27 protein-coding genes and 2 riboswitches are annotated in these 26,021 nt (G+C 70.0%); of the genes, 15 read left to right on the forward strand and 12 right to left on the reverse strand.

Features of this window, described 5'->3' with window-relative positions:
- The 4 genes from LV75_RS33380 to LV75_RS33395 all read right to left on the reverse strand — a co-directional run.
- A partial coding sequence (locus LV75_RS33380) for a transposase family protein (RefSeq protein ID WP_253891511.1) occupies window positions 1-327 on the reverse strand: 327 nt, incomplete at its 3' end.
- Window positions 246-587, reverse strand: a complete 342-nt coding sequence (locus tag LV75_RS35735; protein WP_253891615.1) for a transposase — start codon at window positions 585-587, stop codon at window positions 246-248. The genes LV75_RS35735 and LV75_RS33380, both read right to left, overlap by 82 nt.
- Window positions 588-1,052: 465 nt before the next feature.
- Complete coding sequence (locus LV75_RS33390; protein WP_253891513.1) at window positions 1,053-2,639, reverse strand: monocarboxylic acid transporter; 1,587 nt, start codon at window positions 2,637-2,639, stop codon at window positions 1,053-1,055.
- On the reverse strand, window positions 2,636-3,124 hold the full coding sequence (locus LV75_RS33395) for a DUF485 domain-containing protein (protein WP_253891514.1): 489 nt from the start codon (window positions 3,122-3,124) through the stop codon (window positions 2,636-2,638). Before LV75_RS33395 ends, LV75_RS33390 begins: the two co-directional genes overlap by 4 nt.
- 849 nt (window positions 3,125-3,973) lie before the next feature.
- On the opposite strand from LV75_RS33395, the gene LV75_RS35280 reads away from it, so the two are divergent.
- The 4 genes from LV75_RS35280 to LV75_RS33415 all read left to right on the forward strand — a co-directional run bounded on the left by LV75_RS35280 (window position 3,974) and on the right by LV75_RS33415 (window position 8,994).
- A complete protein-coding gene (locus LV75_RS35280) occupies window positions 3,974-7,309 on the forward strand; it encodes a sensor histidine kinase (RefSeq protein WP_308211084.1) in 3,336 nt (1,111 codons plus the stop codon).
- Between the two features lie 63 nt (window positions 7,310-7,372).
- Window positions 7,373-7,813: a roadblock/LC7 domain-containing protein gene (locus tag LV75_RS33405; RefSeq protein WP_204455182.1), complete on the forward strand. Its 441-nt coding sequence runs from the start codon at window positions 7,373-7,375 to the stop codon at window positions 7,811-7,813.
- Between the two features lie 7 nt (window positions 7,814-7,820).
- Window positions 7,821-8,408 (forward strand): DUF742 domain-containing protein, encoded by a 588-nt coding sequence (locus LV75_RS33410; protein WP_253891516.1) that lies wholly within the window; start codon window positions 7,821-7,823, stop codon window positions 8,406-8,408.
- Window positions 8,389-8,994: a GTP-binding protein gene (locus tag LV75_RS33415; RefSeq protein WP_253891518.1), complete on the forward strand. Its 606-nt coding sequence runs from the start codon at window positions 8,389-8,391 to the stop codon at window positions 8,992-8,994. The genes LV75_RS33410 and LV75_RS33415 overlap by 20 nt, the downstream gene beginning before the upstream one ends.
- Before the next feature lie 19 nt (window positions 8,995-9,013).
- Here the strand turns inward: LV75_RS33415 and LV75_RS33420 are convergent, their stop codons facing one another.
- Window positions 9,014-9,616 (reverse strand): LysE/ArgO family amino acid transporter, encoded by a 603-nt coding sequence (locus LV75_RS33420; protein ID WP_253891520.1) that lies wholly within the window; start codon window positions 9,614-9,616, stop codon window positions 9,014-9,016.
- Between the two features lie 69 nt (window positions 9,617-9,685).
- Between LV75_RS33420 and LV75_RS33425 the strand changes: the two genes are divergently transcribed.
- Window positions 9,686-10,588 carry a LysR family transcriptional regulator ArgP gene (locus tag LV75_RS33425; RefSeq protein WP_253891522.1) on the forward strand — a complete coding sequence of 301 codons (903 nt, stop codon included), beginning with the start codon at window positions 9,686-9,688 and terminating at the stop codon, window positions 10,586-10,588.
- On the opposite strand, the gene LV75_RS33430 is transcribed toward LV75_RS33425, so the two are convergent.
- A complete protein-coding gene (locus LV75_RS33430; RefSeq protein WP_253891524.1) occupies window positions 10,536-11,171 on the reverse strand; it encodes a TetR/AcrR family transcriptional regulator in 636 nt (211 codons plus the stop codon). The two genes, LV75_RS33425 and LV75_RS33430, sit on opposite strands and share 53 nt — an antisense overlap.
- A gap of 85 nt (window positions 11,172-11,256) precedes the next feature.
- Between LV75_RS33430 and LV75_RS33435 the strand changes: the two genes are divergently transcribed.
- Window positions 11,257-12,408, forward strand: coding sequence for an acyl-CoA dehydrogenase family protein (locus LV75_RS33435; RefSeq protein ID WP_253891526.1), 1,152 nt, complete (start codon window positions 11,257-11,259; stop codon window positions 12,406-12,408).
- On the opposite strand, the gene LV75_RS33440 is transcribed toward LV75_RS33435, so the two are convergent.
- From LV75_RS33440 to LV75_RS33450, 3 genes are read right to left on the reverse strand one after another with little or no spacing between them, the layout of a single operon-like run.
- Entirely contained in the window at window positions 12,392-13,381 is a 990-nt protein-coding gene (locus LV75_RS33440; protein ID WP_253891528.1) for an outer membrane protein assembly factor BamB family protein, read from the reverse strand. The two genes, LV75_RS33435 and LV75_RS33440, sit on opposite strands and share 17 nt — an antisense overlap.
- Before the next feature lie 55 nt (window positions 13,382-13,436).
- Window positions 13,437-13,613, reverse strand: coding sequence for a hypothetical protein (locus LV75_RS33445; protein ID WP_253891530.1), 177 nt, complete (start codon window positions 13,611-13,613; stop codon window positions 13,437-13,439).
- Window positions 13,610-13,849, reverse strand: a complete 240-nt coding sequence (locus tag LV75_RS33450) for a hypothetical protein (protein WP_253891532.1) — start codon at window positions 13,847-13,849, stop codon at window positions 13,610-13,612. The genes LV75_RS33445 and LV75_RS33450 overlap by 4 nt, the downstream gene beginning before the upstream one ends.
- Before the next feature lie 89 nt (window positions 13,850-13,938).
- On the opposite strand from LV75_RS33450, the gene LV75_RS33455 reads away from it, so the two are divergent.
- From LV75_RS33455 to LV75_RS33495, 9 genes are all read left to right on the forward strand, one after another.
- Complete coding sequence (locus LV75_RS33455; protein WP_253891534.1) at window positions 13,939-15,018, forward strand: zinc-binding dehydrogenase; 1,080 nt, start codon at window positions 13,939-13,941, stop codon at window positions 15,016-15,018.
- Between the two features lie 177 nt (window positions 15,019-15,195).
- Complete coding sequence (locus tag LV75_RS33460) at window positions 15,196-15,894, forward strand: energy-coupling factor ABC transporter permease (protein WP_253891536.1); 699 nt, start codon at window positions 15,196-15,198, stop codon at window positions 15,892-15,894.
- On the forward strand, window positions 15,891-16,238 hold the full coding sequence (locus tag LV75_RS33465; protein WP_253891538.1) for a PDGLE domain-containing protein: 348 nt from the start codon (window positions 15,891-15,893) through the stop codon (window positions 16,236-16,238). The genes LV75_RS33460 and LV75_RS33465 overlap by 4 nt, the downstream gene beginning before the upstream one ends.
- Window positions 16,235-16,987 (forward strand): cobalt ECF transporter T component CbiQ, encoded by a 753-nt coding sequence (gene cbiQ, locus LV75_RS33470; protein ID WP_253891540.1) that lies wholly within the window; start codon window positions 16,235-16,237, stop codon window positions 16,985-16,987. Before LV75_RS33465 ends, cbiQ begins: the two co-directional genes overlap by 4 nt.
- The gene (locus LV75_RS33475; RefSeq protein WP_253891542.1) at window positions 16,984-17,715 is read left to right on the forward strand and encodes an energy-coupling factor ABC transporter ATP-binding protein; all 732 of its coding nucleotides are present in this window, start codon (window positions 16,984-16,986) and stop codon (window positions 17,713-17,715) included. The genes cbiQ and LV75_RS33475 overlap by 4 nt, the downstream gene beginning before the upstream one ends.
- Before the next feature lie 31 nt (window positions 17,716-17,746).
- Window positions 17,747-17,838, forward strand: a riboswitch (glycine riboswitch).
- A riboswitch (glycine riboswitch) is annotated at window positions 17,839-17,933 on the forward strand.
- 205 nt (window positions 17,934-18,138) lie between these two features.
- A complete protein-coding gene (gcvT, locus tag LV75_RS33480) occupies window positions 18,139-19,239 on the forward strand; it encodes a glycine cleavage system aminomethyltransferase GcvT (protein ID WP_253891544.1) in 1,101 nt (366 codons plus the stop codon).
- 20 nt (window positions 19,240-19,259) lie between these two features.
- Complete coding sequence (gcvH, locus tag LV75_RS33485; protein ID WP_253891546.1) at window positions 19,260-19,637, forward strand: glycine cleavage system protein GcvH; 378 nt, start codon at window positions 19,260-19,262, stop codon at window positions 19,635-19,637.
- Window positions 19,638-20,918 carry a serine hydroxymethyltransferase gene (gene glyA, locus LV75_RS33490; RefSeq protein ID WP_253891548.1) on the forward strand — a complete coding sequence of 427 codons (1,281 nt, stop codon included), beginning with the start codon at window positions 19,638-19,640 and terminating at the stop codon, window positions 20,916-20,918.
- Window positions 20,919-20,985: 67 nt separating this feature from the next.
- The gene (locus LV75_RS33495; RefSeq protein WP_253891550.1) at window positions 20,986-22,359 is read left to right on the forward strand and encodes an L-serine ammonia-lyase; all 1,374 of its coding nucleotides are present in this window, start codon (window positions 20,986-20,988) and stop codon (window positions 22,357-22,359) included.
- Window positions 22,360-23,368: 1,009 nt separating this feature from the next.
- Here LV75_RS33495 and ku read toward each other — a convergent pair.
- From ku to LV75_RS33510, 3 genes are all read right to left on the reverse strand, one after another.
- Window positions 23,369-24,304, reverse strand: coding sequence for a non-homologous end joining protein Ku (gene ku, locus LV75_RS33500; RefSeq protein ID WP_253891552.1), 936 nt, complete (start codon window positions 24,302-24,304; stop codon window positions 23,369-23,371).
- Between the two features lie 61 nt (window positions 24,305-24,365).
- Window positions 24,366-25,157 (reverse strand): SigB/SigF/SigG family RNA polymerase sigma factor, encoded by a 792-nt coding sequence (locus LV75_RS33505; protein ID WP_253891553.1) that lies wholly within the window; start codon window positions 25,155-25,157, stop codon window positions 24,366-24,368.
- A gap of 372 nt (window positions 25,158-25,529) precedes the next feature.
- Window positions 25,530-26,003: an ANTAR domain-containing protein gene (locus LV75_RS33510; protein WP_253891555.1), complete on the reverse strand. Its 474-nt coding sequence runs from the start codon at window positions 26,001-26,003 to the stop codon at window positions 25,530-25,532.
- Window positions 26,004-26,021: the final 18 nt, after the last annotated feature.

Genomic DNA, 26,021 nt, shown 5'->3' on the forward strand with positions numbered 1-26,021 from the left:
TCTGTAGAACTGTAGGCCGAGGACCGCGGAGATGGTTGTCGCGAAGGTGTCGATGGGCCGCCGGTGGTCGGTGTGGAGGATGTGCCAGGTTGTGAGGTTGGCGATGGCGTGTTCGACGATGGCTCGTTTCTTGTTGTGGTGGTAATTGAAGTCCTTCTCCCAGTCGAGCAGGTCGCGGTGTTTGGGTTTCCTGATCGGTGTCAGCATCGCGGTACCGATGTAGCCTTTGTCGCCCATCCAGGCGGTCACATCGTATTCGTCCAGGATCCCCGATGTCCGCAGGCAGTACGAGTCGTGTCGGCTTCCCGAACCGGATCCGACACCCACGCCAAGCGGCCGGACAACGTGCAGGCGACCTGGAGGTTCATGCCGGTGGTGCGATGCTTGCCGGAGTAGAGCTCCTTCTCCCGCACACGCCATGACCAGCAAGGAACCAGCGTCCCGTCGACGATGTAGGTCGAACGGGCATCCAGATCGCCACTCGTGGGAACACACTCCGACAACACCGCGGCAAGCAACGGGGTGACCGCTGTTACAGCCCGGCTGATCGTCGACTGCGACACCCCGAACATCTCCGCGAGTTCCACCTAGGCCCGGTTGCGGCGCAGATAGATCAACGCGACACGCACCGAGCCGAACAAACCCAACTTCGACGGCCACGGACGCCTGACGGACAGCCGGGAATGGCGGATGATCGCACACAAGTCCACGATCTGATCGCGAGTCAGGCCGGTGGTAGAATACATACAGGCAGTCCGTCTGGTGAGGAATCTGGCGTGGTAACCGAATTCTCTCAAACGGACTGCCGCTTACTTGATCAGGGGTAGCACGAATTCAGCCACTCCAACTCCTGAATAACCCTCACAGCCTACCGAGAACCACCGACAAACCGGGACCAGCGATCAACACCCTGTGGACAACCGAACCCGTTGTGGACAAACGCCAACACCGTGTGCCCGCCAACGGCCGCCTCGCCCAGCAAGAGGGATGGTTGCCCGGCCCAAGCCTTCGCCTAGGACCGGGCAACCTGAGGGGTAGCTACAACCGAGCGCTTACCGGCCGATTCCTGTTAGCGCTCGTACTTCCATCTCTCGTGCCTTGGCGGCGTCGGCTTTCTCGCGGCTCAGTACCGTTCCCAGGTACCCGCACACGAACGAGATCGGGATCGAGATGATTCCCGGGTTGGACAAGGGGAACAGGTGGAAGTCCACTCCCGACACGATCGAGGTGGGTGCGCCGGACATCACGGGGGAGAAGAACACGAGGACTAGGCAGGAGCCGAGTCCGCTGTACATCGCCCACAGCGTTCCGTTGGTGTTGAACCGCTTCCAGAACAGGGAGTACAGCAAGGTCGACAAGTTCGCTGAGGCGGCGAAGGCGAAGGCCAGGGCGACCAGGAACGCGACGTTCTGGCCGTTGGCGAAGATGCCGCCTGCGATGGCCAGGATGCCGATGACCAGGGCGGTGAGGCGGGCTACCCGGACCTCGGACACCGGGTCGGCTTTGCCCTTGCGGAGGATGTTCGCGTAGACGTCGTGCGCGAAGGAGGCGGAGGCGGTGATGGTGAGGCCCGCGACGACGGCGAGGATGGTGGCGAAGGCGACCGCGGCGACGATTCCCATGAGGACGGTGCCGCCGATCTCGAAGGCCAGCAGGGGGGCCGCGGCGTTCTCGCGGCCGGTGGCGCTCAGGATGCGTTCGGAGCCGACCAGGGCCGAGGCGCCGTAGCCGATGATGAGGGTGGCGCCGTAGAACACGGTCATGATGCCCACGGTCCACACGACCGAGACGCGGGCCTGGCGGGCGTCGGGGACGGTGTAGAACCGCATCAGCACGTGCGGTAGGCCCGCCGCGCCGAGGATCAGGGCGACGGAGAGGGAGATGAAGTCCAGGGTGGTGATCGGGGTGCGGCCGTACTGCACGCCGGGGTCGAGGATCTTCTCGCCCTTGGTGTTGTTGGCCGCCGCCTGGTCGAGCAGGGCGGTGAGGCTGAAGCCGAACTTGCCGAGCAGGAACACCGTCATCAGGACCACGCACAGCAGCAGCACCACGGCCTTGATGATCTGCACCAGGGTGGTGCCCTTCATCCCGCCGACCAGCACGTAGAAGATCATGATCAGGCCGACCACGCTGATGATCAGCGCCTGGCCGCCCTTGGTGTGCACGTCCAGCAGCAGGGCGACGACAGCGCCCGCCCCGGCCATCTGGGCCAGCATGTAGAACAGCGAGATCACCAGGGTCGAGGTGGCCGCCGCGGCGCGGACCGGGCGCTGGCGCATCCGGAACGCCAGCACGTCGCCCATGGTGAAGCGGCCGGTGTTGCGGACGAGCTCGGCGATCAGCAGCAGGTTGACCAACCACGCCACCAGGTAGCCGATCGAGTACATGAACCCGTCGTAGCCGTGGATGGCGATCGCGCCCGCCACACCGAGGAACGACGCCGCGGAGAGGAAGTCGCCGGAGAGGGCGACGCCGTTCTGCACGCCGGTGAGCCCGCCGCCCGCCGCGTAGTAGTCGGCGGTGGAGCTGCCGCGCGAACCGACGCGGTAGACCAGGTAGAGCGTGATGACCACGAAAGCGCCGAACACCACCGAGTTGAGGACCGGGTCACCGACCTGCCCCTGCGCCAGGACGCTCATCGCCCGCCTCCCGCGGTTTCATGCCCTACAGCCTCGTGCGCCGCGGACTCCTGTCCCACCATGTCGTGCAGCCGGGCCACATCGGGATCGATGCGGCGGCGCGCCCACCGCGCGTAGACGGCCGTGATCAGGATCGTGGTGGCGAACTGCCCGAAGCCCAGCAGCAGGCCGACGCTGACCGACCCGACCACCCTGGTCGACATGAACTCGTGCGCGTAGGCGGCCAGCAGCACGTACGACAGGTACCAGAGCAGGAACAGCGCGGTGAGCGCGAAGACGAACCGGCGGAACCGCGACCGCAGGGCGGTGAACTCGGGGCTGCGGTGGATCGCGTCGAAGTCCGGCCCGCCCCCGCCCGCGGCGCCGACCGGGCGGTCGATGCCGCCGAAGGTCGCCGACTGGCGGGCCGCGCCGCCCGCGGCCGGCGGGGGTGGTGTCGGTGGTGTCGGGGTGGACACCGCCCGGCGTCCGGCGACCTCGGTCATGCTTTTCCTCCGAAATGTGGGGGCGGCGAAATGGTGGGGGCGGCGTCGATCCGGGGCGTGGAATCGCCTCGAGGGTCGGGCATCGGGTGTCGAGCGGCGTTTCCGCGGGCGGCGCCGGGTGATTTCACCGAATGCGCGAGCACCGCGCACCGGCTTGGCGGCGCCATGCTAGCCGGGAGTGGAACCGGCGTGCCAATGGTTGTCCACAGGGGCCGGGATCCGGCCGGGGTGCCGCTGTCGCAATCAGCCGCGGGTCACCGAACGATACCGGTTTCGCGTCGAGTCGGCCGGGTCAATCGGATCACACGTATCAGTGAATTGGTGCCTCTCTGCGTGGTGCCCTCACCTGGACGAACCAGGGCTCACCCGCCCGGCCGATGCTGATCCACAGTGGTCCCACCTGCGTAGTGCCTGGTCGGGGCTGTCCGGAGTGGGCGGTGGCGGAGTTCATCCGGGGAAATACCCGTTCGAGGCATCAAGGCCAATAATCCAACGCAAAGCGTGACCGAATCCCGCTGTGGATCTTTCCGGCCCCCGGTCGGGGCGCCGAGATCACCGGCCGTTCGGCAATTCCCGCAGGTCAGGTCCGCGCCGGGGAAGATCGCCGGATCGGGGTAGCATCGGCACTCAAGTTCTCGCCGAAGTCGCGCCGATGTCGGAAGGGTCATCGAGCGGCGCGGGGAATCGGCGCACCGCTGTTTCGCAGCGCACCGCGCTTTCGCGCGGGGCGGGCTGTGCCATCGGCACCGGTGTCACGGGCATTCGTCGTCGAAGGGAGATCGACGCGGTGAGGGTGTTACTCCTACAGCGGCAACGGGCAGGCACGGGGGCCCGCGAGTGAGCCGCGCCGTGTCGTCCGAAGACACCTCCGACACCTCCGGCAGCAGCACGGGCACCGGTGCCGGTGCTGATGCCCGTGCTGGTGCCGTTGCTGGTGCCTTTACAGAGGGTGGCGCCACCAGGCACAGCGGGTCAGCGACCGCCGGTGGGGAAGCCGGCCGGTCCGCGATGGCCACGCTGACCCGGTGGCGGGACTGGAACATCCCGGTCAAGCTCGCCGCCGTCATCCTGGTCCCGGTGCTGTTCGCGGTCGTGCTCGGCGTGCTGCGCATCAGCGGCCAGGTCGAGCGCGCCGAGTCCTACCAGCGGGTGGACAAGCTCGTCGCGGTCAACGACAGCCTGCGCAAGGCGCTCACCTGGCTGCAGCGCGAGCGCACCAAGGCGGCCGTGCTGCTCACCACCGGTTCCCGCGACATCGCCTCGGAACTGGGCGGCGAGCGGCAGAGCGCCGACTACGCGCGGGAAGAGATGTTCCGCGCGATCGGCAAGGCCACCTTCGACACGGAGGTCACCCGCGCGCGCTTGCGCGATGTGCGGTCCGCGTTCGACACGCTCACCGCCTTGCGCCGCCCGGTGGGCGCGGGCGCGGTGGACAGCGGGACCGCGCTCGGCGGCTACACCCAGGTCATCCGCGCGCTCTTGGACTTCGACCGCGCCACTACCGGCGAGGTCGCCGACCCGGGGTTGGCCAACACCGCCTCCGCCTTGCACGACTTGGAGGCGGCAAAGGAAGAGGTGTACTTCCAGCAGGGGCTGGTCGCGATCGGGATCGCCAGAGGTGGCCTCAACGCCGCCGACCTGGACAGCCTGCGCGCGTCCCAATCCCGGCTGGCCGAGCGCACCGCTGACTTCCGCTCCATCGCGACCCTGCGCCAACAGGCGGGCTACGACGCGCTGCACGACGCACCGGAAGTGCGCACCAGGACCGAGTTGTTGCGGTTGGCCGTCGGCGACGGCACCGACGGCAGCGCCTCGGTCAACGTGCCGCTGCCGATCACCTCGGTGGACTGGAACACCGCCTCCGAGCAGGTCTCCGAGCGGATCAGCGCGGTCAGCGCGCTGCTCGGCACCGAGATCAAGGACCGGTCCTCGGCGCTGCAGGACGAGGCGAGCGACGCGGCGGGCCTCGCCGCGGTCGTGCTGATCCTCGCCCTGGTCGCCGCGGCGGCGGTGATGATCGTGATCGGCAGGCAGCTGCTCGGCTCGCTCGCGCTGCTGCGCCGGGGCGCGCTGGAGGTCGCGACCAACCGGCTGCCCGCCGCGGTCGCCCGCATCCGCGACGGCCGCGACGTGGTGGAACCGGTGGTCGAACCGGTGGCCGTGCTGCCGGACGACGAGGTCGGGCAGGTGGCCAGGGCGTTCGACGCGGTGCACCAGCAGGCGCTGCGGCTGGCCACCGAGCAGGCCGGGCTGCGGGCCAACTACAGCAACGTGTTCGTCAACCTGTCGCGCCGCAGCCAGGGGCTGGTGCAGCGCCAGCTGCAGCTGCTGGAGCGGCTGGAGCGCGACGAGGAGGACGCCGACCAGCTGGCGACCCTGTTCCAGCTCGACCACCTCGCCACCCGGATGCGCCGCAACAACGAGAACCTCATGGTCCTCTCCGGCGCCGACCTGGCCCGGCGCGCGCAGCAACCCACCCAGCTCGGCGACCTGCTGCGCGCCTCGGTGTCGGAGATCGAGCAGTACCAGCGGGTCGTCATCGCCCCGCCCGCCGCGGTCCTGGTCGTCGGCTACGCGGTCGGCGACCTGGTCCGGCTCACCGCGGAACTGCTGGACAACGCGACCGCGTTCTCCGCACCCGCCACCCAGGTCACGATCACCAGCCACGTCACCGACACCGGCGCGGTCCGCATCGAGGTCGTCGACCGCGGCATCGGCCTGAGCGAGCAGGAACTGGCCGACGCCAACACCCGGCTCGCCGACAGCCGCACCGTGGACGCCTCCACCTCCCGCCGGATGGGGCTGTTCGTGGTCGGCAGGCTCGCCGCCCGGCTCAGCGTCGAGGTGCGACTGCGCCCCGGTACCCCTACCGGGATCCGCGCGGTCATCTCGGTACCCGCCGATCTCGTCGCTGGTGACCTCGGACAGGACACGCCCCGGGGAGCGCCCGCACAGCGCACTCCGATCAGTTCCAACGGTGGCGCCAACGGCACCAACGGAACTCACGGCGTCAACGGTGCCAACGGCTCGAACGGGCACAGCAACGGCCACGCCAACGGCTCCAACGGCTCCAACGGGTCGAACGGGTCCCACGGGCAACCCAGCGGGTTCACCGCCGGGTTGGCCCGCAGGCTGGCCAACGGCAAACCCAAGTGGGACCCGACGCACGCCCCCGGCGGCGACGGGGCCGAACTGCCCGAGGCGCTGCCGATCCCCTCGCCGACCCCCAACGGCGACGGGGTCCCGCTGCCGCGCCGCGCGCCGCGGGGCACGGCCCAGCCGGACGTCCCGGCCGAGGTCGAGCAGACCCAGGCGCTGTTCACCCCGACGCCGTTCCCGGAGCAGTTCGACCCGGCCGACCCCGGCGCGGGCGCGCCGGTCGAGCCGGACCCGGACCCGGGGGACAGCACCTGGTGGGACACCACCCTGGTGCACCAGAGCCCGCCCGCAGCGCCGCCGCCCCCGGCGGCCGCGCTGCACGAGACCACGCCGATCTTCGACGAGATGGTCTCCGCCTGGTTCCGCGCGGTCACCGACGACCCGAACTCCACCGCCGCCGACGCCACCCAGGTGCCGGACTGGGACTTCGCCGCCGACCGCGGCTTCCACACCGCCCGCGCGGTGACCGCGGCCGAGCCGGAGGACTTCACCAACTCCGGGCTGCCCCGGCGCACCCCGCGCCGCAACCTGGTGCCGGGTGGGGTCGAGCAGCCCGGCCGCCGCGCCGCCCGCCGCGGTCCCGGCCCCGGCCGCGACCCGGAGGACATGCGCGAGCGGCTGTCGAACTACCAGCGCGGTATCCACCGCGCCCGCGGCGCCCACCACGCGGGCCCCGCGCACGCCTCGCCGGAAGCCGAGGCACCGCAGGGACTCGACCTGCGCGGCGCCCGGTGGCGCTTCGCGCAGGACGCGGGCTGGGAGGCGGCCGAGGCCCTCACCCAGGCGGGCAGCGAACCCCAGCCCGAGGGTGGGCTGCCCAAGCGGACACCGCGCGAGCGGCTGCTGCCCGGCAGCCTCGGCGCCGACTCGCCCGCGGCGCAGCCCGCGCCGGTCGAGCGCGACGCCGACGCGCTGCGCTCGCGGTTGGGCAGCCTGCAGCGCGGGATCGGCAGGGGCCGCAGCAGCATCGCGCAGCGGCACCCGGAACAGCACGGGGACAGCGAGAAAGAAGGCGGGGATGCCTGAGCCAGGTCGCACGCAGTCAACCGAACCGATGCAGCCGCCGTCACCGACGGGAAATGGAGCACGATGACGTCCACGCAGTCCAAACCAAACCAGTTCGGGTGGTTGGTCAACGACTTCGCCGAGCGGGTGTCCGGCGTGGCGCACGCCGTGGTGGTGTCCGCCGACGGGCTGCTGCTCACCTCGTCGGCGCGCCTGCCGACCGACCGCGCCGACCAGCTCGCCGCGGTCGCCTCGGGTCTGGTCAGCCTCACCCAGGGCGCGGCGCGCTGCTTCGAGGCGGGCGCGGTCAAGGAGACCGTGGTCGAGATGGAGCGCGGGATCATGTTGCTGATGGCCATCAGCGACGGGTCGTGTTTAGCGATCCTCGCGGCCCCGACCTGCGACATCGGACAAGTGGCGTATGAGATGACGCTGCTGGTGGACCGGGTGGGCCAGATTCTGACCCCGGAACTGCGCGCGGCCCTGCAGGGGACCGCCGGGAGGATGGTGGGGCAGCCCGCATGAGCACAGCATGAGCGCGAACCTCAACCAGGGCGGCTCGGCCGAGCCGGAGCAGACCTTCGCCGACGTGATGGCGAACCTGGCGCTCGGCGGCGGCCGGGCGCGCAGGCGCCGCAAGTCCGATGTGGACGACCCGGCGCCGCCGGAGCGGTCCGCGGAACCGGACTGGCCCGACGGCGAGGTCGCCGAGCACGTCGACCCCGCCCCCGCCGTCGTCGAACCGGTCCGGTCGGTGGAGGTGTTCGGGTCCGATGAGGACGCCGCCGCCATCGTCCGGCCCTACGCGTGGACCAGGGGGCGCACCAAGTCCAACTTCGAACTGCGCGTGGAGACCATGGTGTCCACCAGCGAACGGGCCGGGGACGCCTCGGCCTTCGCCGAGTCCGAGCACCGCGCCATCGGCGCGCTCTGCCACGATCCGCGGTCGGTCGCCGAGGTGGCCACCCTGCTCGGGGTGCCGCTCGGGGTGGCCAAGGTGCTGCTGGGCGACATGGCCCAGCTGGGCCTGGTCGCCGTGCACAAGACCGCGACCGGCGGCGCCAACAAGGCGCACCTGGTGTTGATGGAAAGGGTGTTGAGTGGACTCCGCAGGCTATGACGACCCTGCACCGGGCGGCGGGCTGACCTCGGTCAAGATCGTGGTGGCTGGCGGGTTCGGCGCGGGCAAGACGACCTTCGTCGGCTCGGTCTCGGAGATCATGCCGCTGACCACGGAGGCGGTGATGACCAGCGCCAGCGCGGGCATCGACGACCTCGCCGCCACCCCGAACAAGTCCACCACCACCGTCGCCATGGACTTCGGCCGCGTCTCGCTCGACTCGGACCTGGTGCTGTACCTGTTCGGCACCCCGGGGCAGCAGCGGTTCTGGTTCATGTGGGACGACCTGGTGCGCGGGGCGATCGGGGCGGTGGTGCTCGCCGACACCCGCCGCCTGGCCGACTCGTTCTCCCCGATCGACTTCTTCGAGGAGCGCAACCTGCCCTACGTGATCGGCCTGAACTGCTTCGACGGTGTGCTCGGGCACAGCATCGACCAGGTCAGGGACGCGTTGGCGATCGGGCAGGAGGTGCCGATCGTCCCGTGCGACGCGCGGGACCGGCAGTCGGTGAAGAGCACGCTGATCACCATGGTCGAGTACGCGATGCGCCGGTGGGTGGCCCTGCACGGCGCGGGCGTCGGCTAGCCGGTGGGGGCGTGGGCGCTCACGCCCCCACCAGCAGCGACACCCCGAGCGCGGCCATCGTCGCGGCGATCACCGCGTCCAGCACCCGCCACGACGCCGCCCTGGCGAACACCGGCGTGAGCAGCCGGGCCCCGAACCCCAGGCCCGCGAACCAGCACACGCTCGCCACCGCCGCGCCGACCGCGAACTCCCAGCGGGCCGTGCCGTGGGCGGCGGCGATGGTGCCGAGCAGCACGACCGTGTCCAGGTAGACGTGCGGGTTGAGCCAGGTCAGGCCGAGGCAGGTCAGCACAGCCGCGCGCGTCGACCCGGCACCGTTGCCCACCGCGGATAGACCTGACGGTCGGAACGCGCGCTTGGCGGCTAGAAGGCTGTAGGCGAGGAGGAACAACCCGCCGATCACAGCGACCACCGTGAGTGTTGTCGGGTACGCGGCCACGAGCGTGCCCATCCCGCCCACGCCCAAGACGATCAGCACCAGGTCGGACACGGCACAGATGGCGACGACAGGTAGCACTGACTGCCGCAGGATGCCTTGCCGCAGCACGAAGGCGTTCTGCGCGCCAATAGCGATGATCAGTGACAGCCCGGTGCCGAACCCGGCGAGAACCGCGATCCCCATGCCCCGACCGTATGGCGTGCTCCAGCGTTGACACCAGCTAAAGATTCTCACGTACCTTTAGCGATCGTGATGGGTGATCTCCCGCTCGACCAGGTCCGCACGCTCCTCGCCGTGGTCGAGGAGGGGACCTTCGACGCCGCCGCTGCCGCGCTCAACGTGACACCGTCCGCGGTGAGCCAGCGGGTGAAGGCGCTGGAGCAGCGCACCGGGCGGGTGCTGCTGCTGCGCACGAAACCGGTCCGCCCCACCGAGTCCGGCACCCAGGTTGTCCGCTTCGCCCGGCAGCTGGCGCAGCTCGACCGGGACCTGCGGGCCGGGCTTGGCGAGCCGGGGGAGTCGGTCCGGCTGCCGATCGCGGTGAACGCCGACTCGCTGGCCACCTGGTTCCTGCCCGCGCTGGGCCGGGTGCCCGACGTCTGCTTCGAGCTGCACCGCGAGGACGAGTCGCACACCGCGGCGCTGCTGCGGGAGGGCCTGGTGATGGCGGCGGTCACCTCCTCGCCCGAACCGGTCCCCGGCTGCTCGGTGCGCCCGCTCGGGCTGATGCGGTACCTGCCGGTCGCCGCGCCCGGGTTCGCCGCGCGCTGGCTGGACGGGCCGCTGCGGCAGCGGATCGGGGCGGCGCCGGTGGTCGTGTTCGACCGGCGCGACGAGCTGCAGGACCACTTCGCCCGCGGGCTGACCAAGGCGCCCGCCAGCGCCCAGCGCCACCACGTGCCCTCGTCGGAGGCGTACCTGGAGGCGATCGTGGCCGGGCTGGGCTGGGGGTTGGCGCCGACGAGCCAGGCGCGGGCCCGGCTGGCCGCCGGTGAGCTGGTGTCGCTGGGTCAGCGGTGGGTGGACGTGCCGCTGTTCTGGCAGCAGTGGGCGCTGGAGTCACCGGCGCTGTCGGCGACCGCGCGGGCGGTGTTCGACGCGGCTAAGGACGGTCTCGTGCGACCCGGGCGTGCAGCGCGATCAGGCCGTGGATGAAGGCGTCCAGGGCGAGTTCGAAGCTGTCGGCGTCGATCTCGTCGGCGTGCTCGCGCAGCCGGTGCGCCTGGTCCAGGTGCGGGTAGCGGTCGACGTAGACCTGCACGTCGTCCTCGAAGCCGCGGGAGAAGGAACTCATCGCCGCGCCCAGGACCAGGTACTTGGTGGAGGCGCCGATCATGGTGGCGTGCCGGGGCGGCCAACCCGCGCCGACCAGGCCGCCGTGCACGGCGTCGGCCAGCAGCAGCGCGGTCGGCCTGCGCGCCGGGCCCGCGGCCAGCACCGGGGCCAGGTTCGGGTGCGCGGCGAGCGCGGCGCGGTAGGAGCGGGCCCAGCCGCGCAGCCCGGCGACCCAGCCGTCGGCGAACCCCGAGGTGTCCACAGTGGACATGACATCCTCGGCGATGTCCTGCAGCAGGTCGTCCTTGGTGCGGTAGTGCGAGTACAGCGACGGCGCCTGCACGCCGAGGTCGGTGGCCAACCTGCGCATGGACAGCCCGGCCAGCCCGTCGCGGTCGACCGCGGCCAGCGCGGCGGCGCGGATGCGCGGGCGGTCCAGCAGGGGGACGCGCGGACGTGGCATGGGCCCACCCTGGTTGCCTCGGTCGTGGTGTCGATCCTATCCTGAGCGAACCTAACACCGTTTGGTTTATGGACGGGAGACCGGCGTGGATCTGGCCCTCAGCGGTGAGCAGCAGGCCCTATGGGACCTGGCCAGGGCGTTCATCGATCGCGAGGTCGTGCCCAACGCCGCCGAGTGGGACCGGCGCGAGCAGGTCGACCGCGCCATCGTCGGCAAGCTCGGCGCCGTGGGCTTCCTCGGCCTGACCCTGCCCGAGGAGTACGGCGGCTCCGGCGGCGACCACCTGTCGTACTGCCTGATGATGGAGGAGCTCGGCCGGGGCGACTCGGCCATCCGCGGCATCGTCTCGGTCTCCCTCGGCCTGGTCGGCAAGTCGATCGCGGCCTACGGCACCCACGAGCAGAAGACGCGCTGGCTGCCCCGCATCTCCTCCGGCGAGTCGCTGGCCTGCTTCGGCCTCACCGAACCCGACACCGGCTCCGACGCGGCCAACCTCGCCACCAGGGCGGTCCGCGACGGCGACGACTACGTGATCACCGGCTCGAAGATGTTCATCACCAACGGCACCTGGGCCGACCTCGCCCTGGTCTTCGCCCGCACCGGCGGTCCCGGCCCGAAGGGGATCAGCGCGTTCCTCGTGCCCACCGCCACGCCCGGGTTCCAGCACCGGGAGATCAAGGGCAAGCTGGGGCTGCGCGGCCAGTCGACCGGCGAGCTGGTGCTCGACGCGGTCCGCGTGCCGGTCGACGCGCGGTTGGGTGACGAGGGCGCCGGTTTCAAGGTGGCGATGTCCGCTTTGGACAAGGGCCGGATGTCGGTCGCTGCCGGGTGCGTCGGTCTGGCCAACAGCGCGTTGCAAGCGAGCGTGAAGTACGCCAAGGAGCGGCTGCAGTTCGGCAAGCCCATCGCGAGCTACCAGTTGGTCCAGGAGATGTTGTCGGACATGGCTGTTAACACTGACGCCGCGAGGTTGTTGGTGTGGCGGGTGGCCGACCTGGTTGACCGGGGCCAGCCCTTCGGTACGGCCGCCTCTATGGCGAAGCTGTTCGCGAGCGAGAACGCCGTTAGTGCTGCCAACCTCGCTATCCAGGTCTTCGGCGGGTACGGCTACCTGGACGAATATCCGGTGGCGAAGATCCTGCGTGACTCCCGTGTCATGACCCTCTATGAGGGCACCAGCCAGGTCCAGAAGCTCCTCATCGGCCGGGCTCTTACGGGCATCAACGCCTTCGTCTAACCCACGGCAGTGTCGAGAGCGTTATAGCGCGCAGCGAGCCCTTCGTCACCACGACCACCCGGTCCGCATCGAGCCACCGCACCCCACCGATTCGCTGCGCCACAACAACCCGCCCAACCCACCGACCATCCGCGTCGAGCCGGATAAACGAGCCATGCCTACCCGCGACAACGAACCCGTCGTCGACGGGGATGACCTCATTGACAACGTCCTGACGGATTCCCGTCCCACGCGTGCAGCCGTCGGGTCCCCGGACGAGGAGGCCACCCGATACCTCGCGCAGCCACAGCCGTCCGCCGACGTACACCGGCGGCGTGTCCGCGAGATCCCGCTCCGCGTGCACGATCACCCGCGCGGTTCCGGTCGATGGCACGACCTCCGCCACGGACCGCGGCCCGCACCGGATGGCGAACCGATCGGCGTCGAGGGCGGTGATCCCGGCGAAGTACCCGTCCTGGGGGATCGGGCACGGCAGCGGCACGTCGCCCAGGTCGCGGCCGTCACCGAGGTCGATCAACTGCACGGACGGGCAGTTGGGCTTGCCGATCAGGAGACCGCTCGCACCCGCCGCGGGCCGCACGATCTTGGTGAGGTCGTCCCGGGCCCACCGGATGTCGCCGGTCGCGATGTCGACCGCGCGCAACGGGGTGTACTGACCGCCGACCAGCACCGTGGTCCCCACGACCACGAGGTGCCCGGTGCTCGAGTGGGTGTTCGCGCTCCACAGGTGCTCACCGGTGCGCACGTCCAGGCACCGCAGTTCGTCGTGGTTCTGCGGCTGGACCAGGCAGCGCCCGTCGCTCACCGTGACGTTCCTGGGGTACAGCACGTCGGGGATGTCCCAGCGCGTGGACCCGTCGTCAGATGAGACGCTGACCAGCCTCGTTCGCCGTTCGTGCACCACCAAGCCGTCAGGTCCGGCAGCGGCCCACGCGGTGTAGGTCCTCTGGTGCAGCGGTCGTTCCCAGTCCACCCGGTCACGGTATGTCGTCGGGTATGGGGGCTCCACCCGAATTAGGCGTCTCCGTCTAGCGCCTCGGGGGGTGCCACGGCAATGTGGCGAGGGTGATCGCGCGCAGCATCCCCTTGGCGGTGACCAGTACCCGGTTCGAGTCGAGGTGTCGGAGGGCGCCGAGACGTTGCGCTACAAAGGCGCGTTCGACTTCGTGGCCGTTGGGGTCCAAGCGGATCAGGGAGCCGTTCACTCCGGCGACGATGAAGCCGTTGTTTGTGGCGACGACGTTGTTGACGAGGTCTTGTCGCAGGCCGGTTCGGTGCGAAGCCCCGTCAGTGTCCAGGATCGTGAGGCCACCGGGGTGCTCGCGGAGCCAAAGTCGACGCTGACCAGCCGCGTTGTGCGTTCGTGGACCACCAGGACACCGTCGCCGTTGGCGATCCACTCGTCGTAGGGCCGCTCGTGCAGCGGTCTTGCCCAGTCCACCCGGTCACGGTATGTCGTCGGACGTGGGGGCTCCAGCCGAATTGCGCCGCCCGTAGCCTGCTCGTGTCGGGATGGTCGGAGGGAGACACATGGTCAGGGCTGCGGTGCTGCGCGCGCAGGGTGAGCCGTTGGTGGTCGCTGACATCGAGCTGCCCGAGCCTGGTCCTGGGCAGGTTCGCGTGCGCGTGGTGGCCGCGGGTGTGTGCCACTCGGACCTGTCGCTGGCCAACGGGACGCTTCGCCAGCCGGTGCCTGCCGTGCTTGGTCATGAAGGGGCCGGGGTTGTCGTCTCGGTCGGGCCGGGCGTGACCAGGGTGGTGCCGGGTGACCATGTGGTGCTCAACTGGGCACCGCCGTGTCGGGAGTGTTGGTTCTGCCTTGAGGGGGAGCCGTATCTGTGTGAGCGGGCCGCTGATGCTGCCGGGGTTCCGCACGCGCAGTTGCCCGATGGCACGCCGCTCTACCCGGGGCTCGGCACGGGGGCATTCGCCGAGGAGACCATCGTGGCCGAGCGCGCTGCGGTGAAGATCCCGGCAGACGTGCCGTTGGAGCAGGCGGCGGTATTGGGTTGCGCTGTTCTTACCGGCGCGGGAGCCGTCTTCAACACCGCACAGGTGAAGGCCGGGCAGTCCGTTGTCGTGGTGGGCCTTGGTGGCGTTGGGTTGTCGGTGCTGCAGGCGGCGCGAATCGCGGGTGCTGGTCCTATCGTCGCTGTGGACGTGCACCCCGAGAAGGAGGCTCTAGCGCGCGCACATGGGGCTACCGACTTCGTCTTGTCCGACGATGCCACCGCTAAGACGGTCCGGAAGCTGACCGGGGGGCGTGGTGCGGACGTCGCCTTCGAGTGTGCAGGCGTCCCAGCTTCCATCCGCACGGCGTGGGCATCCTCCCGGCGCGGCGGGCACGTCGTAGTGGTTGGAGTTGGCTCTGCCAAAGCGATCGTCGAGTTCAGCGCGCTAGAGCTCTACTTCTTCGGCCGCACGCTCACCGGCTGCCTCTTCGGTTCAACTGACCCGGATGTCGACATTCCCCGCTTGTTGGACTTGGTCGCCAGCGGTCAACTCGACGTGGCCGGGTTGGTGACGGCTGAGGTGGGCCTGGACGGCATCGAGACCGCCTTCGACGACATGCGCGCGGGCCGGGGCGGGCGCACCCTCGTCCGCCTCTGACCCGGTGATGGCGGGATCCGCGTGGGAGGAACTCGTCGAGGTCGCGGCCGGGGTAGTCGAGGTCACAACCGCCTGACCCGGGTTGTTGCCAGGGTCTGGCGGTAGCCTCCAGCCCGCAACTAGGCTCGACCCGTTCCGCCCAGTCCCCGCTGGCCCGATCGTCCCGGAGGTGCGCCGATGACCGGCTCGGTCGCCATGCACATGAGTGACGGGTTGCTCAACACGACGACATCGCTGCTGTTCGTCGGGGTCGCGGTGGTCGGGCTCGCGATCGCGGCGGCCCGCGCGCGCAACGACCTCGACGACCGGACCGCGCCGCTGGCGGGCCTCGTCGCCGCGTTCGTCTTCGCCACCCAGATGCTGAACTTCCCGGTGCTGCCCGGGGTCAGCGGCCACCTGCTCGGTGGCGCGTTGGCGGCGATCCTGGTCGGACCGTGGGTCGGGGCGCTGTGCGTGTCGATCGTGCTGGTCGTGCAGGCGCTGGTGTTCGCCGACGGCGGCGTCACCGCGCTGGGCGCCAACATCACCAACATGGCCCTGATCGGCACCGCCGCCGGGTTCGCGGTCGCGACCCTGCTCAAGCGGTTCGCCACCAGCAAGGTGGGGCTGGTTGTAGTCGCCTTCGTCGCCGCGCTGCTGAACACCGTGATCGCGTCGCTCGGGTTCGTCCTCGAGTTCGCCATCGGCGGGGACCCGGCGTTCAACCTCGGCGGGGTCACCGCGACGGTGGTGGGCGTGCACTGCCTCATCGGCATCGGCGAGGGCATCATCACCGCGCTCACCGTTGGCGCTGTCGCCGCTGTCCGGCCTGACTTGGTCTACCTGCTGCGCGGCACCAGCCGCCCCCTGGAAGTGCGTGAAGGGACCACGGCATGACAAGCACGAAGACCCGCAACCTGTCCTTCCTGCTTGGGTTCCTCCTCGCGGCGCTCGTCCTGGCGGGCGCTGTGTCCTACTTGGCCGATTCGAACCCGGACGGACTCGACCACGCCACCCTCAAGGGCTGCGAGGTAGTGGAGACCGCGGACGGCGAGCAGTTGCAGGGCAGCTGCATCGCGCAGAACGCCAAAGACCACCAGCTCGCGGGGAGCCCATTGGCGGACTACGCCGTCGGCGGCGGAGAGGGCACCACCGGGCTGGCGGGTGTCATCGGTGTCGTGCTGACCGTTGTCGTCGCCGGTGGGCTGTTCTGGGTACTGCGCAGGCGCCCGACCAAGTGAGCGCGGGGCACTCCCACCCGCTGTACCGGCCCGGTGACTCGTCGGTCCACCGCCTTCCGCCGCAGGTGAAGATGGTCGCGGCCGTCGCGGGGGCGTTGTGCGTGGTCGCGACACCCCGGGAGCGGTTCTGGGCCTTCGGGCTGTACCTGGTCCTTTTGGCCTGCGTGTGGGTCCTCGCCCGCATCCCGCCCGGATGGCTCGCTAAGCGCGCGCTGATCGAGCTGCCGTTCGTCGTGCTGGCGCTCGTGTTCCCGTTCGTCGCAGGTGGCCCTACCGTCGATGTCTTAGGCCTACAGCTTTCCGAGCACGGCCTACTGTCCGGCTGGAACATCCTGGTCAAAGGCACCCTGGGTGTTCTGATCTCACTCACCCTGGCCGCTACGACTATGCCGGGGGAGCTGATCATCGGTCTGCAGCGCCTAAAGGTGCCGACGATGGTCGTCACCATCGCCACCCTCATGCTGCGCTACCTGGACGTTATCGCCGCTGAGGCCCGCCGCATGCGGATCGCGCGTATCTGCCGCGGTCACGATCCCCGGTTCCTGTGGCAGGTAGGGGCAACAGCGCGCGGGATCGGCACCTTGTTCATCCGCAGCTACGAGCGCGGAGAGCGTGTCCACCTCGCCATGGTCTCGCGTGGGTGGAACGGCGCGATGCCCGACCAAGGACGAGCTGCCGGGAGCGCGACCTGGCTCGTAGGGCTCATCCCGACCGCCCTAGCCGCCGTCGTGCTAGGCATAGCCCTGTGACACCGCCCGCCCTCTTGGTCGAACGCCTCGCCTACGCCTACCCGGACGGCCACCAAGCCCTCTTCGGCGTGAACCTACGAGTCGAGCCAGGGGAGCGGGTCGCGGTCCTTGGCCCCAACGGCGCCGGTAAGACCACCTTGGTACTGCACCTCAATGGCGTGCTATCCGGGCAAGGCACAGTCGAGGTGGCGGGGCTGCCGGTCAATAAACAGAATGCGAAAGAAGTCCGCCGCCGGGTCGGCATCGTCTTTCAGGATCCAGACGACCAACTGTTCATGCCCACGGTTCGCGAAGACGTCGCCTTCGGTCCCGCGAATTTCGGGTTGCGCGGACCTGAACTCGAGGCCCGCGTCACCCGCGCGCTCGACGACGTGGGCATGGCCGAACACGCCGACCGCTCACCCATGCACCTGTCCGGCGGGCAGCGCCGCCGGGTCGCGCTGGCCACCGTGCTCGCCTGTGACCCGGACATCCTCGTGCTCGACGAACCCTCCGCCAACCTGGAGCCCAGGGCTCGTCGCGAACTCGCCGAGGTCCTGCTCGGTCTGGGCCGCACCACGCTGATGGTCACCCACGACCTGCCTTACGCGGCGCAGTTGTGCCCTAGAGCGGTCCTCATCGACGAGGGTGTGATCGTCGCCGACGGCCCCACCCGCGAACTGCTCGCCGACGACGCCCTGCTCGCCCGCCACCGGCTCGAACTTCCTTTCGGGTTCCGCCTCGACTAGTCTCGCGAACACAACCGCATATCGGGCCGCACGAGTGGGACCGGGAGAGCCCTCGATCTTGATCGAGGCACCGAAGGAGCAACTCCCCGTCAATCTCTCAGGTAAAGCTACCGTTCCCACCAGGCCACTCTGGAAAGCAGACGCGATCTCGGCGTCTCACCCACGGTGCAAGCCGCGTTCGCGGCGAAGCTCTCAGGTGCCATGACAGAGGGGGAGTTCCAGCGCCGGATCCGTCCACCCGGCGCGCTGCCCAGGAGCTCCCATGACCCTCGTCCACCGCACCCAATACAGCGAACAGCCCGCGGGTTGTCCACAACCACCACACTCATCCACAGCTCGACCGGTCGCGCTGCACCACGCGCGCCCGGCGTGCCACGCTGCGGACACCACTGTTCCCGGCGCGCCGAAGGAGACCCGACTTCCATGAGCACACCCTCCCCGCTGCACGCGGTGCATGAGGCCCTGGGTGCCTCGTTCACCGACTTCGCGGGCTGGTCGATGCCCCTGCGCTACGGCAGCGAGCTGGCTGAGCACAAGGCGGTCCGCACCGCGTCCGGCCTGTTCGACCTCAGCCACATGGGCGAGATCGAGCTGACCGGCCCCGAGGCGGCCCAGGCGCTGGACTTCGCGCTGGTCGGCAAGCTGTCGGCGGTCAAGCCGGGCAAGGCCCGCTACACGATGATCTGCGACGCCGAGGGCGGCGTCCTCGACGACCTGGTCGTCTACCGGCTGGCCGCGGACAAGTACATGGTCGTGGCCAACGCCTCCAACGCGGTCACCGTCGCCGCCGCCCTGCGCGAGCGCGCCGACGGGTTCGCCGTCGAGGTCAACGACCGCTCCGCCGACCTGGCGCTGATCGCCGTGCAGGGTCCGACGTCGACGGCGATCATCGGCTCGGTCACCGGCGCCGACCTCGACGCGCTGGCCTACTACGCCAGCGTCCCGGCCGCCATCGCGGGCATCGACATCCTGCTCGCCCGCACCGGCTACACCGGTGAGGACGGCTTCGAGGTCTATGTGGACGGTGCCGACGCCCCCCGGGTGTGGGAGGTCCTCACCGAGGCTGGCCAGGAGCACGGCCTGCTGCCCGCCGGGCTCGCCTGCCGCGACACGCTGCGGCTCGAGGCGGGCATGCCGCTCTACGGCAACGAGCTCAGCGCCTCGTTCACCCCCTTCGACGCCGGTCTCGGCCGGGTCGTCAAGTTCGACAAGCCCGGCGGCTTCGTCGGCAAGGAGGCGCTGGAGCGCCGCCGCGACGCCGACGTCGAGGCCAAGGTGCTGGTCGGCCTGGTCGGGTCCGGCAAGCGCGCCCCCCGACACGGGTACGCCGTGCTCGACGGGGACGGCGCCCAGGTCGGTACGGTCACCAGCGGCGCGCTCTCGCCGACGCTCGGCCACCCGATCGCGATGGCCTACGTGCCGGTCGCGGTCAGCGAGCCGGGTACCGCGCTCACCGTGGACATCCGCGGCACCAGCGCGCCGGTCGAGGTCGTCAAGCTGCCCTTCTACCAGCGTCAAGCCTGAACCCAGGAGATCGAGAACCCATGAGCAACCCGGAGAACCTCGGCTACACCACCGACCACGAGTGGGTCGACCTCGCCGATCCGGCCTCGGCCACGGTCGGCGTCACGAAGTACGCCGCCGACGCCCTCGGTGACGTGGTGTACGTGCAGCTGCCCGAGGTGGGCGCCACCCTGACCACGGGTGAGGCGTGCGGGGAGATCGAGTCGACCAAGTCCGTGTCCGACCTGTTCGCCCCCGCCGACGGCGTGGTGGTCGAGATCAACGAGGCCGTCGTGGACACCCCCGAGCTGGTCAACACCGACCCGTTCGGCGACGGCTGGCTCTTCCGCGTCCGCGTCGACGGCGACCCCGAGCTGCTCGACGCCGCCGCGTACGCCGAGCACACCAAGGAGGACTGAATGGCAGGCACACCCACGTTCGGGCAGTCGCTGGCCGAGGTGGACCCGGAGATCGCCGCCGCGGTCGCCGCCGAGCTGCACCGCCAGCAGTCGACGCTGGAGATGATCGCCTCGGAGAACTTCGCCCCGGTCGGGGTGCTCGAGGCGCAGGGCTCGGTGCTGACCAACAAGTACGCCGAGGGCTACCCCGGCCGCCGCTACTACGGCGGCTGCGAGCACGTCGACGTGGTCGAGCAGCTGGCCATCGACCGGGTCAAGGAGCTCTTCGGCGCCGAGCACGCCAACGTGCAGCCGCACTCGGGCGCCTCGGCCAACGCCGCGGCGATGTTCGCCGTGCTCAAGCCCGGTGACACCATCCTCGGGCTGGACCTGGCGCACGGCGGGCACCTGACGCACGGCATGAAGATCAATTTCTCCGGCAAGCTGTACAACGTGGTCGCCTACCACAGCGACCGCGACACCGGCCGGGTCGACATGGCCGAGGTCGAGCGGCTGGCCAAGGAGCACAGCCCGAAGCTGATCGTGGCTGGCTGGTCGGCCTACCCGCGCCACCTCGACTTCGCCGAGTTCCGCCGCATCGCCGACGCGGTCGGCGCGCTGCTCATGGTCGACATGGCGCACTTCGCGGGCCTGGTCGCCGCCGGGCTGCACCCGAACCCGGTGCCGCACGCGCAGCTGGTCACCACCACCACGCACAAGACCCTCGGCGGGCCGCGCGGCGGGGTGGTGCTGTGCACCAAGGAGCTGGCCAAGAAGGTCAACTCGGCGGTGTTCCCCGGCCAGCAGGGCGGTCCGCTCGAGCACGTGATCGCGGCCAAGGCGGTGGCGTTCAAGATCGCCGCTTCCGCCGAGTTCGCCGAGCGGCAGCGCCGGGTGCTCGAGGGCGCCCGGATCCTGGCCGACCGGCTCTCCGCGCCGGACGCCGCCGAGGCGGGCGTGAAGGTGCTCAGCGGTGGCACCGACGTGCACCTGGTGCTGGTCGACCTGGTCGACTCGCAGCTCGACGGCCAGCAGGCCGAGGACCGGCTGCACTCGATCGGGATCACGGTCAACCGCAACGCGGTCCCGTTCGACCCGCGGCCGCCGATGGTCACCTCCGGGCTGCGCATCGGCACCCCGGCGCTGGCCACCCGCGGCTTCGACGCCGAGGACTTCGCCGAGGTCGCCGACGTGATCGCGCTCGCGCTGCGGCCCGAGCTCGACGAGGCGGCCGGGGAGGCGCTGCGCGACCGCGTGGCCGCCCTGGTGCGCCGCCGCCCGCTCTACCCGGAGCTGGGCTAGGGATTGCCCGTTCCCGGTGCCGCGCCGAGACCCGGCGCGGCACCGGGGCCGAACGAGGAGGTTAGTGGTGGCGGTCAGCGTCTTCGACATGTTCAGCGTGGGCATCGGCCCGTCGAGCTCGCACACCGTCGGCCCGATGCGGGCCGCGGTGATGTTCGTCGAGGGCCTGCGCGACGCCGGGCGGCTGCCGGGGGTGGCCAGGGTGCGCGCCGAGCTGTTCGGCTCGCTGGGCGCCACCGGCCACGGCCACGGCAGCGACAAGGCGGTGCTGCTCGGCCTGGAGGGCGAGCGCCCGGAGGAGGTCGACACGGCCTCGGTGCCCACCCGGGTCGCCGCGATCCGCGAGTCCGGCCGCATCCGGCTGCTGGGCGGCCACGAGATCGCCTTCGCCGAGGACGACGACCTCGTCATGCACCGGCGCAAGTCGCTGCCGCTGCACCCCAACGGCATGACCTTCGCCGCCTGGGACGCCGAGGGCGGCGAACTGGCCGTGCGCACCTACTACTCCGTGGGCGGCGGCTTCGTCCTCGACGAGTCCGCGGCCGACGGCCCGGTGATCTCCGCCGACACCACGCCGGTGCCGTACCCGTTCCGCACCGCGGCCGACCTGCTGACCCACTGCGAGGTCACCGGCAAGTCCGTCGCCCAGGTCATGATGGCCAACGAGCTGGTCTGGCGCACCGAGGACGAGGTACGCGCCGGTCTGATGCACATCTGGCAGGTCATGCAGGACTGCGTCACCCGCGGCTGCGAGCAGGACGGCGTGCTGCCCGGCGGCCTCAAGGTCCCGCGCCGCGCCAAGGCCCTGCACGAGAAGCTGCTGTCCGAGAGCGGCGAGGGCGACCCCCTCTACGTCATGGACTGGGTGAGCCTGTTCGCGCTCGCGGTCAACGAGGAGAACGCCTCCGGCGGCCGCGTCGTCACCGCCCCCACCAACGGCGCCGCGGGCATCATCCCCGCCGTGCTGCACTACTACACCCGGTTCCTCTCCGTCGCCAACGACGACGGAGTGATCGAGTTCCTGCTCACCGCCGCCGCGATCGGCGTGGTGCTCAAGGAAACCGGCTCGATCTCCGGCGCCGAGGTCGGCTGCCAGGGCGAGGTCGGCTCGGCCTGCGCGATGGCCGCCGCGGGCCTCACCGCCGTGCTGGGCGGGACGGTCGCGCAGGTGGAGAACGCCGCCGAGATCGGCCTGGAACACCACCTGGGCCTGACCTGCGACCCGGTGGGCGGCCTGGTCCAGATCCCCTGCATCGAGCGCAACGCGGTCGGCTCGACCAAGGCCATCAACGCCTCCAGGATGGCCCTGCGTGGCGACGGCACGCACGTGGTGCACCTGGACAAAGTCATCAAAACGATGCGCGAAACCGGCGCGGACATGCACACGAAGTACAAGGAAACGGCGCGTGGTGGGTTGGCGCTGAACGTGATCGAGTGCTGACCGGGCGATATTGGGTCCACAGTGGATGAAGAGGTGTCTGCTCGGGCGTTCGCTGGAGTTGCTCCGCTGGGGGAGGCGGTCGGCTGAGTCTTGATGGCTGGCTGTGCTTGGTTGTCCACAACGGGTTCGGTTGTCCACAGGGTGTTGGTCGCTGGTCCCGGCTTGTCGGTGGTTCTCGGTAGGCTGTATATCGGGGGCTCTTGATTCAGTTGATCTTGTGGGGCTGGTTGTGCGTGGTTTGGTTGTGCACAACGGTTCTGGTTGTCCACAGGGCGTTGGTTGCTGCTCCCGTTGTGTCGGTGCTGCGCGGTAGGCTGTGTATTTGGGGGCTTTCGATCAGGTTGATCTTGGCGCATGCTGTGGTTGGGGGTGCGTCGCAAGGGATTCGGGCCTTCGCCTTCGGCTCCGGTGGACGGCCTCGTCGCCTGGCGGCGACCTCGGCGTCCGATCCGCGACAATGCGGAAAGCTCGATGGGGCGAACTTGTTTTGCGCGGGGCCCCTACAACACCCGACGCAGAACCGCAAAGCAGGGGCCCAAAAGCAGGCCCTGCCGCGTGGAAACGCTACGGGTGTTGTCCCCCCACGCAAAACAAGTCCGCCCCATCGAGCCGGCTTGGCACCAGCGACTCCGACTGTCCACGCGCTGGGAAGGTGGGCTGAGGCGGACCTGACGGGGCGCAGGCTGGCACCGACGGCCGAGTGTCCAGGTGCTGGGTTGGCAGGGCCGACGAGGGCGGGCTGGGATGGCACCGGATCTTCCGGGTGTCCGGGGCAGGTCGGGTGGGCTTGGGCGAACCTGACGGCAGTTGGGTTGGCACAGCGGGGTTCGAGTGTCCCGGGGGCTGGTCAGGTGGGCTGGGGTGGACCTGACGGGGGGCAGGTTGGCGTCGCCGGGGCCGAGGGTTCGGATGTTGGTTTGGCGCCAGTGGTTTCCTGCAGTTAGGAGTCTCCTGTGGACCGGCTTGAAGAAGGGCACCGTCCACAGGGGAGGGGGCAGCAGGCGAGGGGTCAGGAGGCTCGGCGGGGGGAGGAGGCGGCTGATACGGCTTTCTCCAGCTCCGAGCGGGTCATTTTGGAGCGGCCCTTGATGTCCAGTTCGCGGGCGAGCTTGTCCAGGTCGGCCTTGCTGAGGTTGTCCAGCTCCTCGTCGGGCTGGCGGCGCTTCTTGCGACCTTCGACGCTCTTGGTCAGGGCTTCGAAGAGGTCCACCACCTTGGTGGGGGTGCTGGGTTCCTCGCCCGCCACGACCTCGCGGCCCTGTTTCTTGTCTTCGATGAGCTGTTCGACCCGCTGGGTGTAGGTGTCGTGGTAGTCCTCGGGGTTCCACTGCTCGGTCATCGAGTCGACCAGGGTGATCGCCATGTCCAGTTCTTTGCCGCGCGCGGGGGTGATCTCCGGCAGGGACTTGAGTTCCTTGGCCGGGTCGCGCAGGTCTTCGGCGAACAGGAGGGTGGTCAGCACCAGCAGGTCGTCGTCGCTGGCTCGGACGGCCGTGAGGTATTCCTTGCCGCGCATGACGAAGGTGGCGATGCCCGCGCGGTTGGTCTTGCGCATGGCTTGCAGGAGCAGGCCGTAGGCCTTGGTGTACTCCTCCTTCGACGGCGCCAGCCAGTACGTCTTCTGGAAGTGGATCGGGTCGATCTCCTCCAGGTCGACGAACGAGGAGATGTCGAGGGTGCGGGAGCGGCCGGGGGCGATCTGGTCGAGCTCCTCCGGGTCGATGATCACGTACTCGCCCGCCCCGACCTCGGCGCCCTTGACGATGTCGGCGAAGGCGACCTCCTCGCCGGTGCGCTCGTTGACCCGCTTGTAGCGGATGCGGTCGGTCGTCCCCCGCTCGAACTGGCGGAAGCTGATCGTGTGGTCGTCGGTGGCCGAGTAGAGGTCGACCGGCACCGTCACCAGCCCGAAGTTGATCGCCCCGTGCCAAATCGGTCGCGCCACGTCAGCCTCCCGCCGTGTCCTTGGCCTCCAGTGTGGACCACGAACACCGGAAAAGTCCTGTTCAGCGCTCGTCGGTGACCAAGCCAGCACGCAGCGTTTCCAACGTGCGGGTCAGCAGCCGGGAGACGTGCATCTGCGAGACGCCGATCTTCTCCGCGATCTGGGTCTGGGTCATGTTCCGGAAGAACCGCAGCAGCAGGATCCGCCGCTCGCGCTCGGGCAGCCGCTCGATCAGCGGGCGCAGCGATTCGTGGTCCTCGATGCCCAGCAGCGCCGCGTCGTCCTCGCCGAGGGTGTCGGCGAGCGGGTCGGAGTCGGGGTCACCGGAGGACAGCGCCTCGTCGAGCGAGACCGACTGGTAGACCTGCCCGGCTTCCAAGCCCTCGTAGACCTCTTCGCGGCTCATCCCCAGGTGGGTGGCTATCTCGCTGGGCGTCGGCGCGCGGCCCAGGCGCTGGGAGAGTTCGTTGCCCGCCGCGGTGATGGTCAGGTGCAGTTCCTTGAGCCTGCGCGGCACCCGCACCGACCACGCGGTGTCGCGGAAGTAGCGGCGGACCTCGCCCATGATGGTGGGCACCGCGAAGGACAGGAAGTCGATGCCGCGGGTCGGGTCGAACCGGTCCACCGCGTGGATCAGGCCCACGGTGGCGACCTGGGTCAGGTCGTCGCGGGCCACGCCGCGGTGGGCGAAGCGCATCGCGATGTGCTCGGCGAGCGGCAGGTGCCCGGTGACCAGCTTGTCGCGCACCGCTTCGCGCCGGTCGTCACCGTCGGGCAACTCGCCGAGTTCGCTGAACAGCGGGGCCAGGTGGCTGTACTCGTGCGTGGAACCGGTGGGGGTCTCCGCGCTCACCCGACCTCCCGCGTCCCGACGGGGGCGGGCGACCCGGCCCGCTCGTCCGCGTGCGCGCTCGGTCTCCCACCCGATCCCGGTTTCACACCACCGACACTAACCGCGGTCGCCGCACGTGCCCGCCACCCGGACAGGGTGGTCCCCGCGCGGCCGACACCGAGCGTGTCGCGACCCCGCGAGCCCGGGTGGCCCGCACCCGTCCGTGGTGGTACCCGTCCTGGCCGCTCGGTGGTCTGTTCCCCCGCCGGGGTGCCCACGAGCACGCCGAGGCCGCTGTCGTTGCCGGTCATCGCCGCGAACTCCCCGTCATGTGCACCACGTACCCAGAAACGCCGGTGCGGACACCTGCGCGTTCGGGTGGCTGCCCGCACGCTAGGCGCGCGATCCGTCCGCGATCGGACCGAGCACGTCGTAGGGCGGTACCCAGCCGTGTTCGACCAGTACGCGGTGCAGGTCGCGCACCGCTTGCTCCACCTCGGCCCGCTCCTCGCCCGCCTCGGCCAACGCGCGCGCCGCGGCCAGCAACGCGGCGTCGAGCCCGGCAGGCTCGCCCGCCTCGTCGTCGGGGTCGTCGGCGCCGATGTTGCGGCGCAGGTAGCTGTCCATCGGCTCGACCGACGGCTCGGCGAACATCCCCACCACCAGGTGCGCCACCCGGTGCAACTTGGTGTTGTACTGCTGGGAAAGCCGCACCAGCGCGTCGAACGCCTCCTTCGGCGAGCACCGGCGCAGCACCACCAGCACGCCCATGGCCTGCTCGATGGTGGCCCTGGTGCGCAGCGCGCGCCGCAGACCGTCCAACTCGGACTGCAGTTGGGCCACCCGCGAGGTCGGGTCCTGGCTCACCGGCTGCCCCCGGCTCGC

This window comes from Actinokineospora diospyrosa (assembly GCF_024171925.1).
In the GTDB taxonomy this organism is placed as follows: Bacteria; Actinomycetota; Actinomycetes; order Mycobacteriales; family Pseudonocardiaceae; genus Actinokineospora; species Actinokineospora diospyrosa.